We start from the raw sequence: 14,786 nt of genomic DNA, 5'->3' as shown, positions 1-14,786 counted from the left end.
CGACTTCATGACAGCCATGACTCAGTTGTTCGGTAACGCCGGTGATGCCATGTGCGTTGCTGCGCACTACGTCGATCATGCCGCGCAAATCACGCTGCATGGTCGCCAGGCTGCGGATCAATGAGCTGGCTTCGTCCTTGCGATGCGGCTCGACAATGGTTTCGCTCAAGTTGCCCCGGGCGATGCTGGCGGCAATCCGGCTAGCGGTTTGCAGTGGGCCCATGATGCTGAGTATGACCCAACGACCTTGCGCCAGAAGCAGCAGCAAACTGGCAATGAGCACTGCGCCGAGGGTGAAGTTGGCATTGCTGATTGCCTGCTGGGTGCCTGTGCCCGTCTGTTGCGTATGACTTTCGATGAGTTCGCTCAGGGACGCCATCTTATCTTCCAACTGACTGAACGCTTTATTGAACGACTCCAACTGCCCGCGTGCGGCTTCGGGATCATCCAGCGCCAGTGTGACAATACTCTCGGCGGCACTGATGTAGGTATCCAAGCTGGGCTTGATATTTTGTAGTTGGGTTTTCAGTGCCTCATCCAAGGGCAACTGGAGATTGTCCGCCAGTACCTTGCGAAAGTTCTCAGCATGCTCTTTCAACGAGCTGTTGACCTCGTCCTTGCTACTGGTGCTCTTACCCAGCCCGACCAACATGGCAGACAACACGTCGGCGCGCAGAGCGTCGTGCATCATGTCGGCTTCCATATGGTTGCGCAGCACCGTCATGCTGACCTCGTTTTCGCGCACGGCGTCGCTCATCCGAGCGTTTCCCAGGTAACTGACCAAGCTCATCAGCATGGCGGTCAACAATCCAGTCGCAATCAGCAGCATCAAGCGTAATTTGATCGTCATGCGGGTATCCCTGTGCCTGGAACGCCGGTTGAAAAGCCAACCGCCTGAGCGTCGTTAGTACCGTTATCGGCATCTTGTCCCTGTTATTGAAGCCTAAGTTTGCGGATCTGCGCGGATCCCTTAAGCTGAGCGGCCTTTGCTTGGCCCGGAATTGCTCCATGTCTCGACGTATTGCCCATCTCGCCCTGCTGCTGGGGTTGATCACCGCCATCGGCCCCTTCGCCATCGACAGTTACCTCCCTGCCCTCCCTACCCTGGGCGCGAGCCTGCACGCATCACCGGCGGCGGTGCAGATGAGCCTGACGGTGTTCTTTATTGTGATCGGCGTATGCCAGCTGTTTTACGGGCCGATCAGCGATGTATTCGGGCGCAAGCCACCGATTTATGCCGGGTTGATGATTTTCGCGGTGGGCAGCATCGGTTGCGCATTGGCGCCGACCATTGAAGTGCTGATTGCCTTTCGCGCAATGCAGGCGTTCGGGGCCTGCGCCGGCATGGTGGTGCCCCGCGCCATTGTGCGCGACCTGTACACCGGCCATGAAGCCGCGCGGCTGATGTCCCTGCTGATGCTGGTGATGAGTGTTTCGCCGATTCTCGCGCCGTTGGCCGGCAGCCTGGTAATTTCCCTGTGGAGCTGGCGCGAAGTGTTTGCCGTGCTGGCGGTGGTGGCTGTGCTGTGCCTGGTGATGACTGTCGTGCAATTGCCCGAGACTCACCCGGCGGAGCGCCGTCTGGGCAAAACCCTGGGCAGCGCCTTCAGCAGCTACGGCGGTTTGCTGCGTGACCCCGTATTCATGGGATTGTCGTTGGTGTGCGGCTTCGGGCTGGCCACGTTTTTCGTGTTTATCGGCAGCGCGCCGTTCGTGTACATCGAGCACTTCGGCCTGACGCCGACCCAATTCAGCCTGGCATTCGCCCTCAACGCCGCGTCGTTTTTCGCCATGAGCCAACTGACTGCGCGCCTCAGCGCACGCTTTGGTCTGGCGCCGCTGATTCGCGGTTCGGTGATCGGTGTGGCGGTGGTGATGAGCCTGCTGGCAATCACCACGCTGTGGTCCGGCAACCTGGCCTTGATGATGTCGCTGCTGTTTATCGGCTTTGGTTTTCTCGGCCTGCTATTGCCGGCGGCCGGCGTGCTGTCCATGGAGGACCACGGTGCCGTAGCGGGCTCGGCCTCGGCGCTGCTCGGCGCGATTCAAATGATCACCGGCGCGGTGTGCATGAGCCTGGTCGGTGTGTTCGCCGACCACACGCCAGCGCCGATGCTGGTGGGAATCGCACTGTGCGCCGTCGCGGCACTCCTCACGGTGCTGTGGACCTTACGCCGCTTGCCAGCGCATTTGGCGAGCGCCCCGCCCTCCTCCTGACAGGCACCATTCGTCGGGCTTGGCCGGCATCCATTACAACTATCGGCGGGCCGGAAAACACTAACTTCATAGCTGTTTCACACACCTATGGAGACCGACAATGACTGATTACCCACGCCCGCCGTTCGCCCCACAAGCCCAAAGCGTTCCGGGTACCCAGAAGAAAATGGATCCGTACCCGGACTGTGGCGAACAGAGCTACAAGGGCTCCGGCCGCCTGGCCAACAAAATCGCCCTGATTACCGGCGCCGACAGCGGCATCGGCCGCGCAGTCGCCATCGCGTTTGCCCGTGAAGGCGCCGATGTGGCCATCGCCTATCTGGATGAGCACGAAGACGCTCAGGAGACCGCGCGTTGGGTCGAAGAAGCCGGCCGTCAGTGTCTGTTGCTGCCCGGCGATATTGCGCAAAAAGCCACCTGCCAGGCGCTGGTGGACAAGACCGTCGAACAGTTCGGCCGTATCGACGTGCTGGTCAATAACGCCGCGTTCCAGATGAGCCATGAAACCCTCGAAGAAATCGAGGATGAAGAATGGGTCAAGACCTTCGATATCAACATCACCGCCATGTTTCGCATCTGCAAGGCGGCTTTGCCGCACATGAAGGCCGGCAGCTCGATTATCAACACCACATCGGTCAATTCCGACATGCCCAAGCCGACATTACTACCCTACGCCGCCACCAAGGGCGCCATTGCCAACTTCACCGGGGGCTTGGCGCAGATGCTCGGCAGCAAGGGGATTCGCGTCAACAGCGTCGCCCCTGGCCCGATCTGGACGCCGCTGATCGTGGCCACCATGACCGACGAGGATGTGCAGAATTTCGGCAGCGAAACCCCGCTGGGCCGCCCCGGACAGCCGGTGGAAGTGGCGCCGATCTATGTATTGCTGGCCTCGGACGAAGCCAGCTACATCTCCGGCTCGCGTTACGCCGTCACCGGCGGCAAGCCGATCCTCTGACCGTTCTACAAATCGAACCGATCCACTGCCCGCCGCCGCTCATTGTCGTCGCGAACGTCATAGCTGGCGGTGGTCTGGATATTGGTGTGGTGCGCCAGCTTCTGCGCAATCGACAGGTCATGCTCCTCGATCACTCGCGTGATGAACGAGCGGCGGAAGTCATGGGGCATGATCTTCACGCCGACCTGTTCGCCGCGTTGGCGGGCGATGTAGTAAATTGCGTGTTTGGTGATGCGTTCACGGGTGATATGACTGCCACGGCGGATGCGGTTAAACAGAAAGCTGTCATCCTCCTCGCCCTCCTTGAGCTGATCACGACGAAACGCCAGCCACGCCTGCAGTTTGGCGAAGGCCCAGTCCGGCGCGTATTTGACCAGTTCCTTATTGCCCTTGCCGATTACCCGCAGGCTGCGTTCGGCGAAGTCGACCTGCGCGAGGTCGAGGTTGACCGACTCCGATTTGCGCATGCCTGAGCCATAGAGAATGCCGATTACCGCGGCATCACGCAGGCCCTGGGGGCGTGGGTCGGCGGCGCAGGCTTCCATCATTTCGCGGATCAACGTGCGGCGCAGATTGCGCCCCTGACCCAGGCGCGTGCCGGCGGATGCCTTGACCGTGCGCATCTTGAGCAGGTGTTCCTGAGTGATCAGGCTCATGCGCCAGGCTTCATTCATCACCCCGCGTACGGCATTAACGTACAGCGATGAGGTGTTGGGTGCGTAACCGTCTTCGCGCAGCGCCGCCACCAGGGCGATGACGTGTTCGGGCTGCAGCAGGTGCCAGTCGATCTCTTCAAGATTGATGTCTTCGAAGCCCAGGCGGTCGGCGGCGTCTTGCAGCACATAGCGCATGGTCAATTGGCTGGAAGGTGCCAGGCGGGTGAGGTAAAGGGTCAGGGGGTTGCGCAGAAACTCAGTCAATGTAATTCAGCCTTTGGATTAAATACCCCGATCAACTCATTGTTTCACCGAGGTATTTAGTGAATTGGCAAGGGCCGAGTCTAGCGCATGACCGGCCCTGGCACAAAATCACGGGGCGGTTTCTTCGTCCTCGGTGGGTTCCTGGGGCTGGGTCTGGGCCTGGCTCCACTCGGCGTCCTGTTTCTGCATCAGGGCAAACCAGTGCTGACGCATGAACGGCAAGTACGCCTGCGGTGCCTTGGCGAAATCCTTCTCGTCGCGGTAGCAGCCCGGCAATGGCAGCTCGGTGCCCTGCTCCTTGTATTGACTGACCAGCGCCTGTTGGCCGGCCACGCTACAGTCCTTGGGCAACGGCATACCGCGCAGCGCGCCAGCCTCTTCATCCCACCAAGCCGCGCCGTAGCGGTCGACGCCGCGCAGGCGGTACTTCTCGGATTTGCCCACATGCATGATCAGCTTGAATTCATTGGGGCTGACGTCGCTGGTGCAGGTCAGCGAATAGCCGACGACGGTCTGGGTGATGCCATCCCCGTTCAGGTCAGTGACTTTGGTGGCGGTTCGGTCGAAACGCAGGGCCGCATCGAATTGGCAGTGCTGCACATCGTCGTAGAGCATCCACATACGCTTGGGGCGTTTGCCGTCAATCAGGTACTGGGCGGCGTAGACAAATGCAGACTGGGTGCCGTCATCGTCCCGTTCGTTGAGCTGCTCGGCGAGTACCAGCAGGTTTTTGCCCTGGCGGTCGTCCCAGGTGTAGGCCGCGATCTGCTTGCCGCGTACTTCCACGCCTTCGGGCACCTGATCGATGCTGGTCAGCGCCACCCCGTCGTCGGCCCGCACCGTGGAAATACAGGCCACGCCCAACAACAACCCCATCAATACCGGCCGCAACTGGCCGCGTAAAAGCTGCACGCTATTCATCCGTCTGCCCTGGCAAGAGATGGCTTACTTTACCGGCACTTGAGCGCCAATGCAGAGAAGATTCTTCATGTGGCGCTGAACTGCCCATTGTGCCGCTGAGGGTGGAACCAAAGCCTTTTAAAATCGCTCCTATTCAACCGCTCAATAGAACCCGGACGCCCATGGGTGGCTTAGCTGAACCCTGGCTGTCTACCTGTCAAATAAACGAGTTTTTCATCCGGCTTTCATATTCGTTCCACATTTTTGCGCTTAATCTTAAACCCAGTACTTCATAGCAATCCGCGCTTTACCAGCTAACCTGTTGATTATGTTTCATCTTTAGCTGTGCATTAGTGCGCAATCGCCTTTGTTTTGCTGCTGCTTTAACGCTCCAAGCTGCGCTAACCCCCGAGGTCATGAATCTTTGAAACCCTACCCTATTCATTGCGTGTCGATCGTTATCCCGGTCTACAACGAACAAGACAGCCTGCCTGAGTTGTTGCGTCGTACCACGGCAGCCTGCAAGCAGTTGGCCTACGAATACGAAATCATCCTGGTGGATGACGGTAGCCGCGACAATTCCGCTCAATTGCTCGAAGACGCCGCCGCAGAGGATGGCAGCAACGTGGTCGCGGTGATCCTCAACCGTAACTACGGGCAGCATGCGGCGATCATGGCCGGGTTCGAGCAGTGCCGGGGCGAGGTAGTGATCACCCTGGACGCCGACCTGCAGAACCCGCCGGAAGAAATCCCGCGCTTGGTGGAGCAAGCCGCCCTGGGCTACGACGTGGTCGCCACCGTGCGCAATAACCGTCAGGACTCCGCCTTCCGCCGCTGGCCATCGCGGCTGATCAACCTCGCGGTACAGCGCTCCACCGGGGTGGCCATGACCGACTACGGCTGCATGCTGCGCGCTTACCGCCGCACCATCGTCGACGCCATGCTCGCCTGCCGCGAGCGCAGTACCTTCATTCCGATCCTGGCTAACGGTTTTGCCCGCCACACTACCGAGATTCTGGTGCACCACGCCGAGCGCGAACACGGCGAATCCAAATACAGCGCCATGCGCCTGATCAGCCTGATGTTCGATCTGCTGACCTGCATGACCACCACCCCATTGCGCCTGCTGTCCATCGTCGGCTTCAGCCTGGCGGCGCTGGGCATGCTGTTTGCCTTTGCGCTGATCATCCTGCGCCTGGCCTTCGGCGCGCAGTGGGCCGGCGACGGCATGTTCGTGCTGTTTGCGGTGCTGTTCGTGTTCACCGGGGGCCAGTTCATCGGCATGGGCCTGTTGGGTGAATACCTGGGCCGCATGTACAGCGATGTGCGCGCCCGCCCGCGTTTCTTCATTGAAAAAGTGCTGCGCAACCAACCGGCGGCACCGGCGCCTGTGGTCGTCGTCGACGGCCTGGCGTCCTCCCATACTTCTACTTCTCCCGATCAGGTTCAGTCATGAGTTCAAAAGCCGTTGTATTTGCGTATCACGATATTGGATGTGCAGGCATCGAAGCGCTGCTCAATGCCGGTTACGACATCGCCGCCGTGTTCACCCATGCCGATGATCCCAAGGAAAACAATTTCTACGGCTCCGTGGCCCAGTTGTGCGCGCGCAACGGCATTCCCGTGCACGCGCCGGAAGACGCCAACCACCCGCTGTGGGTCGAGCGCATCGCCAAACTCAAGCCCGACTACCTCTTCTCGTTCTACTACCGCAACCTGTTGAGTGAAGCCCTGCTAGGCACTGCCAGCAAAGGCGCGTTCAACCTGCACGGTTCGTTGCTGCCCAAATACCGCGGTCGCGCGCCGGCCAACTGGGTGCTGGTCAACGGCGAAACCGAAACCGGCGTGACCCTGCACCGCATGGTCAAACGTGCCGATGCCGGCGCGATCCTGGCTCAGCAAAAAGTCACCATCGAGCGCAGCGACACCGGCCTGACCCTGCACGCCAAACTGCGTGACGCGGCCACCAGCCTTCTGCGTGACGCCCTGCCGCAACTGGTTGCGGGCAAGCTCACGGAGACCGCTCAGGACGACAGCCAGGCCAGCTACTTCGGGCGCCGCACGGCCGCCGACGGCAAACTGGAATGGAAAAAACCGGCTGAAGAATTGTTCAACCTGGTGCGCGCGGTCACGCAACCCTACCCTGGCGCCTTCTGCGCCGTGGGTGAGCACAAGCTCATCGTGTGGCAGGCCGAAGTGGTCAAGGGCAACCATGGCCTTGCGCCGGGCCGCGTGATCAGCGTCAACCCGCTGCGCATCGCCTGCGGTGAAGACTCCCTGGTGATCACGTTCGGTCAGCGCAACGACAACGGTCTATACCAGGCCGGTCCGTCCCTGGCCGACGAACTGGGCCTGGTGGACGGCTCCGTGCTGCGCGGCGCCGAATCCGGCCGTAAGCCACGCCGCACCCGCGTGCTGATCCTGGGGGTGAACGGCTTTATCGGTAACCACCTGTCCGAGCGCTTGCTGCGTGACGACCGTTACGAAGTCTACGGCCTGGACATCGGCTCCGACGCCATTGAGCGCCTGCGCAGCCACCCCAACTTCCATTATGTGGAGGGCGATATCAGCATCCACACCGAGTGGATCGAGTACCACATCAAGAAGTGCGACGTGGTCCTGCCGCTGGTGGCCATCGCCACGCCAATCGAATACACCCGCAACCCGCTGCGCGTGTTCGAGCTGGACTTCGAAGAAAACCTCAAGCTGGTGCGCTACTGCGTCAAGTACAACAAGCGCGTGATCTTCCCGTCGACCTCGGAAGTCTATGGCATGTGCCAGGACCAGTACTTCGACGAAGACACCTCCAACCTGGTGGTCGGCCCGGTCAACAAGCAACGCTGGATCTACTCGGTATCCAAGCAGCTGCTGGACCGCGTGATCTGGGCCTACGGCGACAAGGGCCTGAAGTTCACCCTGTTCCGCCCCTTCAACTGGATGGGCCCACGTCTGGACCGCTTGGATTCGGCGCGTATCGGCAGCTCCCGGGCAATCACTCAGTTGATCCTGAACCTGGTGGAAGGCACGCCGATCCGCCTGTTCGACGGCGGCGAGCAGAAACGCTGCTTCACCGACATCGCCGACGGCATCGAAGCCCTGGCGCGCATCATCGATAACGATAATGACGCGTGCAACGGCCAGATCATCAATATCGGCAACCCGGAAAACGAAGCCAGCATCCGCCAGTTGGGTGAAGAGCTGCTGCGCCAGTTCGAGGCCCACCCGCTGCGTGGCAACTTCCCGCCATTCGCCGGTTTCCGCGATGTCGAAAGCAAGGCGTTCTACGGCAACGGTTACCAGGACGTGGCGCACCGCAAACCGAGCATCGAAAACGCCAAGCGCCTGTTGAACTGGGCACCGACCGTGGAGATGAGCGAAACCATCGGCAATACCCTGGACTTCTTCCTGCGTGAAGCAATGCTCGAACAGGCGGACAAGCGCTGATGCAGGCAGGTCTTCGCATCGACGTCGACACCTACCGTGGCACCCGCGAAGGCGTGCCACGGTTGCTCGAATCCCTGGATGAAGCCGGGGTAAAAGCGACGTTCTTCTTCAGCGTCGGCCCGGACAACATGGGGCGCCACCTGTGGCGCCTGATCCGCCCGCAATTCTTGTGGAAGATGCTGCGCTCCAACGCCGCCGGCCTGTACGGCTGGGACATTCTGCTGGCCGGCACCGCCTGGCCAGGCAAGCCCATTGGCCGCGACCTGGGGCATTTGATGCGCCAAGCCAAGGCCGCTGGGCATGAAGTCGGCCTGCACGCCTGGGACCACCATGGCTGGCAAGCCAATACCGGGCGCTGGAGCGAGGCGCAGTTGGTCGAGCAGATTCGGCGCGGCGTGGACACCTTGAACGACATCCTTGGCGAGCCCATCGATTGTTCCGCGGCCGCCGGCTGGCGCGCCGATGAGCGCGTGGTGCAAGCCAAGCAGGGCTTCAACTTTCGCTACAACAGCGATTGCCGGGGTACCAGCCTGTTTCGGCCGACACTGGCCGATGGCAGCGCGGGCACGCCACAAATTCCGGTGGACCTGCCGACCTTCGACGAAGTGGTCGGGCCGGTGGTGGCCGCCAACGACTTCAATCGCTACATCCTTGATCGCTTCGCCGCGTCGAAGCTCAACGTTTACACGATCCATGCAGAAGTAGAAGGGATTCTGATGGCTAACGATTTTCGCCAGCTGCTTGCCCAGGCAAAGCAGCGCGGCATCGACTTCACACCTCTGGGCGACTTGTTGCCCACCGATCTGACCCGCCTGCCCCAGCAACAGCTGGTGCGTGGCGCGTTGAGCGGCCGCGAGGGGTGGCTGGGAGTGCAGCAGGCATGATGCGCCGGTGGGCGCTGCCCCTGCTCCTATTGGCATTCGTGTTGTGTTACCTGGCGCCGCTGGCCACCCATGGCCTGTGGATTCCCGACGAGACCCGCTATGCGCAGATCAGCCAGGAAATGCTGCTGACCGGTAAATGGGCCGCGCCGCACTTCATGGGCATCCGCTACTTCGAAAAACCGGCCGCCGGCTATTGGATGATCGCACTCGGCCAGGCGATGTTCGGGCAGAACCTGTTTGGCGTGCGTTTCGCGTCTGCCTTGAGTACCGGCCTGAGCATCCTGCTGGTGTATCTGGTAGCGCGCCGCCTGTGGAATGACCCGCGCAAAAGCCTGGTCAGCACCTTGCTGTATATGAGTTTTGTCAGTGTGGCGGCCCTGGGCGGTTACGCCAATCTCGACCCGCAGTTCACCTTTTGGGTCAACCTGACCGGCGTAGCTTTGTGGTTTTGCTTCGACAGCCGTACCCGCAACGGGCGCCTGGGCGCATGGGCACTCTTGGGCTTTGCCTGCGGCATGGGCTTTATGACCAAGGGGTTTCTCGCCTGGCTGCTGCCGGTATTGATCGCCCTGCCCTACGCGCTGTGGCAGAAACGCTTACGCGAGCTGCTCGGTTACGGCCTGGTGGCGGTGCTGGTGGCGGTGGCCGTCAGCTTGCCGTGGGCGCTGGCCGTACATCTGCAAGAACCGGACTTCTGGCACTTCTTCTTCTGGCACGAGCATATCCAGCGCTTCGCCGGCGAAGATGCCCAGCACGCCGAGCCGTTCTGGTACTACCTGCCCTTGTTGGTCGGCTTCAGCCTGCCGTGGGTGGCGCTGTTGCCCGCCACCGTCAAACAGGCCTGGCTGGAGAAACGCACGGCTTCTATCGGCTTCCTGTTGCTGTGGCTGCTGATGCCCTTGGCGTTTTTCAGCCTGGCCAAAGGCAAGTTGCCCTCCTACATCATGCCGTGCCTGTTGCCGCTGGCGCTGCTGATGGGCCATGTGCTGGCCGATAAACTGGCCCAGGGCCGTGGCCGTGCGCTGCGCATCAACGGCTGGCTGAATCTGGTATTGGGCATCGTGGCGTTGCTGGCATTAAGTTGGTTCCAACTGAAAAAACCGGTGTATGAGCACGGTACCGAAACCCTGAGCCTGGTACTGGTCTTCGTAATGTTAATTGGCTGGATTTTCGCCAACCTGCTGCAAGCGGCACGCCCGCTGCACCTTTGGGCGGCGCCGGCCATCGGCAGCTGGTTGCTGGTAGCCCTGGCCCCGGCGGCCTTGCCCCACTCGGTGGTTTATAACAAAACCCCGGATCAGTTCATCATCGATCACCTACCGGAACTGAAACAGACCGGCGCCCTGCTGAGCAATGACCTGGGCGCCGCGTCGGCCTTGGCCTGGCGGGTCAAGCGTGCGGACGTGACCCTCTATAACACCGTCGGCGAAGTCAAATACGGCTTGGCCTTCGCTGATGCAGCCCATCACAAGGTCGACATGGCCCAGGTCCAGCAATGGATGAACGACGCGCGCAAACGCGGCGCGGTCGGCGTGGTGATGCGGGTTAAGGGTGACGACGAAGTCGCCGAAGTGAACCTGCTGCCTCAGGACGGCAAGCGCTATGAGCAAGGCAATCTGGTGATTCTGATCTTCCCGCAGGTCTCGTCATGATCACCCTGTTGCTGCTATTGGCCGCTTGCTTACTGACCTGCATGGGCCAGGTCTCGCAGAAATTCGCCGTGGAAGGCTGGCGTGACCAGCCGCACGGTTGGGCACTGAAGCTGCGTTCGCCGTGGTTGTGGTCCGCACTGCTGTGCCTGGGCTTCGGGCTGCTGGTATGGCTGCTGGTGCTGCAACGTCTTGAGGTGGGTATCGCTTACCCGATGCTCAGCCTGAATTTTGTGTTGGTCACCCTGGTGGCGCGCTTTGTGTTCAAGGAGCCCATTGATACTCGCCACTGGCTGGGCGTCGCGCTGGTGATCGCCGGCGTAGTGTTGCTGGGGCGTCAGGTATGAGCCGGGCGCGCGGGATTGCCCTGGCCTTGGGCAGCGTCGGTCTGGTCAGCGTGGCCCAGTTGGGCATGCGTTGGAGCATGACGCGTTTACCGCTGCCCCATGAATGGCTCAATGCGCAGATCGATCTCGCAGCCCTCGGGGTGGTGTTTCTGGCGATCTGTGCCTATGCCCTGTCGATGCTTTGCTGGTTGGTGGCCCTCAAGCACCTGCCGCTGGGGCGGGCCTATTCGCTGCTGAGCATCAGCTACGCGCTGGTGTATCTGCTGGCGGCCGGCCTGCCGGTGTTCAACGAACATTTTTCGCTTTCGAAAACCCTCGGGGTGGCATTTGTCATCCTGGGTGTGCTGGTTATCAACTCTCGTCGCACTTGCTCTACAAGTCCCAGGAATGCCCCATGAAAATCAGCGTATTTGGTAGTGGTTACGTCGGCCTGGTGCAGGCCACTGTGTTGGCCGAAGTCGGTCATGATGTGATCTGCATGGACGTCGATCAAAACAAGGTCAAGCAGCTGCAGCAAGGCCATGTGAGCATCTTCGAGCCGGGGCTGGCCGCGATGGTCAAGGAGAACCTCGAAAGCGGACGGCTGCATTTCACCTACGACGAGAAACTCGCCGTCGAACACGGTGAAGTGCTGTTTATCGCGGTGGGCACGCCGTCGGATGAAGACGGATCGGCCGACCTCAAGTACGTGCTATCGGTGGGTGACGCGGTGGCACGCCATCGAATCGAGCCGGTGATCCTGGTGGAAAAATCCACCGTGCCCGTAGGCACTGGCGACACCCTGCGCGCGCATATCGAGAAAGCCTTGCACCTGGCCGGGCGCAGTCTGGAATTCGATATCGTCTCCAACCCTGAATTCCTCAAGGAAGGCTCGGCGGTGACCGACTGCCGCCGCCCGGACCGGATCATCATCGGCTGCGAGCGTGAAGAAGTGCGCGAGGTGATGCGCGAGCTGTACGCGCCGTTCAACCGCAACCACGACCGCATCATATTTATGGACCTGCGCAGCGCCGAGCTGACCAAATACGCCGCCAACTGCATGCTGGCCACCAAGATCAGCTTTATCAACCAGATCGCCGAGCTGGCCGAGCACCTGGGCGCCGACATCGAGGCCGTGCGCCTGGGTATCGGCGCCGACTCGCGCATCGGCTACCACTTCATTTACCCCGGCTGTGGCTACGGTGGCTCGTGCTTCCCCAAGGACATGCGCGCGCTGATCCACAGTGCCAAGCAAGCCAACTGCTCCAGCGATCTGCTGGAAGCCGTCGAGGCGATCAACCAGCGTCAGAAGAGCAAGCTGTACGAGCGCATCAATGCGTTCTTCAAAGGCGAGCTGCGCGGCAAGACTTTCGCCTTGTGGGGCCTGGCGTTCAAGCCCAACACCGATGACATGCGCGACGCCCCCAGCCGCGTGCTGATGGAGGCCTTATGGGCCGCCGGCGCCCAGGTGCGCGCCTTCGACCCGGAAGCGATGCAGGAAACCCAGCGCATTTACGCCGATGAAAGCCGCCTGATGCTGATGGGCACGCCGGAATCAACCCTTGTGGGCGCCGATGCGCTGATCGTCTGCACCGAATGGCAGCAATTCAAGGCGCCGGACTTCGACCTGATCCACCAGCGCTTGAAAACCCCGGTGATCTTCGATGGCCGTAACCTCTACGACGGCGAGCGTCTGGCGCGCAAAGGCTTCCAGTACTTCCCGATTGGGCGCGGCGACTCCTGCCAACTGCCGATTCCCCAGCAGCAATGGCTGCCAGCGCTTGAGCTGGCGAAGGTCGCGGAAGCCTGAGACGTGAACAAAGCCCAACCACTGCTGCTCACACCCACGCTTCGTCGGCAGTCCCTCGGTTTGGGCCTGCTGGCGTTGCTGCTGTTCATTGCCGGGAACTGGAACCAGGCAATCATCGGCTTCGATTCGCGGTTTGTGGTGTTTGCCCAGGAAATGCTGCGCCACGGGCCGAGCTTTTTCCCGACCACCTACGGCCAGCCCTATGCCGATTACCTGGCCACTTCGACGCTGCTCACCTGGCTGCTGTCGGTGCCGCTGGGGCATGTGAGCAGTTTTACCGCGTGGCTGCCCACAGCGATTGCCTCGGCCTTGATCGTGACGCTGGTGTATCGCCTGACCGCGCCCTACTCCCAGCGCTGGGGCCTGCTCAGCATTACGCTGTTGCTGTTGAGCAGCACCTTTATCAGTGAAACCCGCGCGGTGTCCCTGGATCAGATGCTCGCCGCCGTCACATTGGCAGTGTTTTACCTGGGTTATGCCCACGATCATTTCGGCGCGGGCAAGCGCCTGCATTGGCTGTACCTGTTATTGATCGTGGGGTTTGCCGTGCGCGGGCCAATCGGCCTGGTGGTGCCTACCGGTGTGCTGTGCAGCTACTACCTGATCAACCGCCAGTGGCGTCAGCTGTTCAGTTTCGGGCTGCTGGCCCTGGCGTTGCTGGGGGCCTGCGTGGGGCTGCTGTTGCTGCTGGCCAAGCTCAGTGGTGGCGAGAACTTCATGCACGACGTGATCCGCATGCAGTTCCTGGGGCGCATGGATGGCAGCGAAGGCTCCAGTGGCGTGCTGTATTACTTCACCAGTTCCCTGGGCAATTACGCCCTGGCCTACCCGCTGGCGCTGTTGGTGTTGCTGGGCATCGGCGTGGCCCGGCCACAGACGCCTGAGCCGGCCCTGAAGCTGGTCGGCTATTGTGCCGCCGCCGCGTTGCTGGTGATGCTGGGGCTGTCGATTCCCCAAGCAAAAAAGGCGCGCTACCTGCTGCCGATGTTGCCCATGGCGGCCATCATCGCCGCCTACCCTTTCAGCGCGATTCAAGGCCGCGTGTTCGCCTGGTTGCGGGGCTTGATGCTGGCGATATGGACCGCGTTGCCCGCACTGCTGATCGTCGGGTTGGTGGTGATGCGCCCACGTTACCCTGAGCAACTGAACCATTTGGCGCCGATATTCGCGTTGCTGGGAGCGTTGCAGGCGCTGGCGCTATTGAGCCTGTTCAAGGCGCGCCTGCGCCCCGTCGGCCCGGCAATGGCCGCCGTACTCGCGGTGTGGGCCACCTATATCCTGGTGGTCGAGCCGTTGGAACGCCGTGTATATGACACCCGCACCTTCACCCTGCAGGTCCATGAACAGGTCATGCAAGCGCGCGCGCCGGTGGTGCTGCATGGCCTGGGCAAAGACGCCAAGGCGATCAAGTACATGGTCAACCTCGATTGCGATCAGGTGCCGCTGTTTACCCAATTGCCTTCGGAGCTGGCACCGCTGCAAGGGCCTGCCTGGCTGGTGATGAGCCAGGCGGATTATGAAGGGTTGCAGGAGCCGCGCTGGCGTTCCATCACCCCGACCCTCACCGGTGAATTCGACCGCAACCCTTATGTGCTGCTGTATCTGGCTAAATCGCCGCCGAAATTAACCTCGGCGGCGATGCTCCCGGAGTAAAAACTCCTACGCAGCTATACGTAAC

General features: G+C 61.1%; 12 protein-coding genes and 1 pseudogene. 10 read left to right on the top strand and 3 right to left on the bottom strand.

The features are described 5' to 3' along the window. Positions 1-94 precede the first annotated feature (94 nt). A pseudogene (locus tag K1567_RS27860) lies at positions 95-850 on the bottom strand (MCP four helix bundle domain-containing protein); the annotation flags it as partial. 158 nt (positions 851-1,008) lie between these two features. On the opposite strand from K1567_RS27860, the gene K1567_RS03105 reads away from it, so the two are divergent. Continuing rightward, positions 1,009-2,217: a multidrug effflux MFS transporter gene (locus K1567_RS03105; protein WP_220698120.1), complete on the top strand. Its 1,209-nt coding sequence runs from the start codon at positions 1,009-1,011 to the stop codon at positions 2,215-2,217. Positions 2,218-2,317: 100 nt separating this feature from the next. After that, a complete protein-coding gene (locus K1567_RS03100) occupies positions 2,318-3,175 on the top strand; it encodes an SDR family oxidoreductase (RefSeq protein WP_034138086.1) in 858 nt (285 codons plus the stop codon). A gap of 5 nt (positions 3,176-3,180) precedes the next feature. Here K1567_RS03100 and xerC read toward each other — a convergent pair whose 3' ends face one another. Both xerC and K1567_RS03090 read right to left on the bottom strand, forming a co-directional pair. Beyond that, positions 3,181-4,095, bottom strand: a complete 915-nt coding sequence (xerC, locus tag K1567_RS03095) for a tyrosine recombinase XerC (protein WP_169902595.1) — start codon at positions 4,093-4,095, stop codon at positions 3,181-3,183. A 108-nt stretch (positions 4,096-4,203) separates the two neighbouring features. Continuing rightward, positions 4,204-5,016 carry a M949_RS01915 family surface polysaccharide biosynthesis protein gene (locus K1567_RS03090; RefSeq protein WP_034138084.1) on the bottom strand — a complete coding sequence of 271 codons (813 nt, stop codon included), beginning with the start codon at positions 5,014-5,016 and terminating at the stop codon, positions 4,204-4,206. A gap of 403 nt (positions 5,017-5,419) precedes the next feature. Between K1567_RS03090 and arnC the strand changes: the two genes are divergently transcribed. Genes arnC through K1567_RS03050 form a run of 8 tightly spaced genes read left to right on the top strand, consistent with a single transcriptional unit; the run spans position 5,420 to position 14,761 of the window. Beyond that, entirely contained in the window at positions 5,420-6,451 is a 1,032-nt protein-coding gene (arnC, locus tag K1567_RS03085) for an undecaprenyl-phosphate 4-deoxy-4-formamido-L-arabinose transferase (protein WP_034097905.1), read from the top strand. Next, positions 6,448-8,439: a bifunctional UDP-4-amino-4-deoxy-L-arabinose formyltransferase/UDP-glucuronic acid oxidase ArnA gene (gene arnA, locus K1567_RS03080; RefSeq protein ID WP_220698119.1), complete on the top strand. Its 1,992-nt coding sequence runs from the start codon at positions 6,448-6,450 to the stop codon at positions 8,437-8,439. Before arnC ends, arnA begins: the two co-directional genes overlap by 4 nt. Beyond that, positions 8,439-9,323: a 4-deoxy-4-formamido-L-arabinose-phosphoundecaprenol deformylase gene (gene arnD / locus K1567_RS03075; RefSeq protein WP_034097909.1), complete on the top strand. Its 885-nt coding sequence runs from the start codon at positions 8,439-8,441 to the stop codon at positions 9,321-9,323. Before arnA ends, arnD begins: the two co-directional genes overlap by 1 nt. Then, the gene (gene arnT, locus K1567_RS03070) at positions 9,320-10,975 is read left to right on the top strand and encodes a lipid IV(A) 4-amino-4-deoxy-L-arabinosyltransferase (RefSeq protein ID WP_220698118.1); all 1,656 of its coding nucleotides are present in this window, start codon (positions 9,320-9,322) and stop codon (positions 10,973-10,975) included. The genes arnD and arnT overlap by 4 nt, the downstream gene beginning before the upstream one ends. Continuing rightward, entirely contained in the window at positions 10,972-11,319 is a 348-nt protein-coding gene (gene arnE / locus K1567_RS03065) for a 4-amino-4-deoxy-L-arabinose-phosphoundecaprenol flippase subunit ArnE (protein ID WP_034097913.1), read from the top strand. Before arnT ends, arnE begins: the two co-directional genes overlap by 4 nt. Next, positions 11,316-11,717, top strand: coding sequence for a 4-amino-4-deoxy-L-arabinose-phosphoundecaprenol flippase subunit ArnF (gene arnF, locus K1567_RS03060; RefSeq protein ID WP_169867796.1), 402 nt, complete (start codon positions 11,316-11,318; stop codon positions 11,715-11,717). Before arnE ends, arnF begins: the two co-directional genes overlap by 4 nt. Further along, entirely contained in the window at positions 11,714-13,108 is a 1,395-nt protein-coding gene (locus K1567_RS03055; RefSeq protein ID WP_034097916.1) for a UDP-glucose/GDP-mannose dehydrogenase family protein, read from the top strand. The genes arnF and K1567_RS03055 overlap by 4 nt, the downstream gene beginning before the upstream one ends. Positions 13,109-13,111: 3 nt before the next feature. Continuing rightward, entirely contained in the window at positions 13,112-14,761 is a 1,650-nt protein-coding gene (locus K1567_RS03050) for a phospholipid carrier-dependent glycosyltransferase (RefSeq protein ID WP_220698117.1), read from the top strand. Positions 14,762-14,786 lie beyond the last annotated feature (25 nt).

Origin of the sequence: Pseudomonas sp. S5F11 (genome assembly GCF_019641515.1) — a bacterium.
In the GTDB taxonomy this organism is placed as follows: Bacteria; Pseudomonadota; Gammaproteobacteria; order Pseudomonadales; family Pseudomonadaceae; genus Aquipseudomonas; species Aquipseudomonas rhodesiae.
Note: the sequence above shows the minus strand (reverse complement) of the source record. Positions and strands in the feature narration are given on the sequence as shown.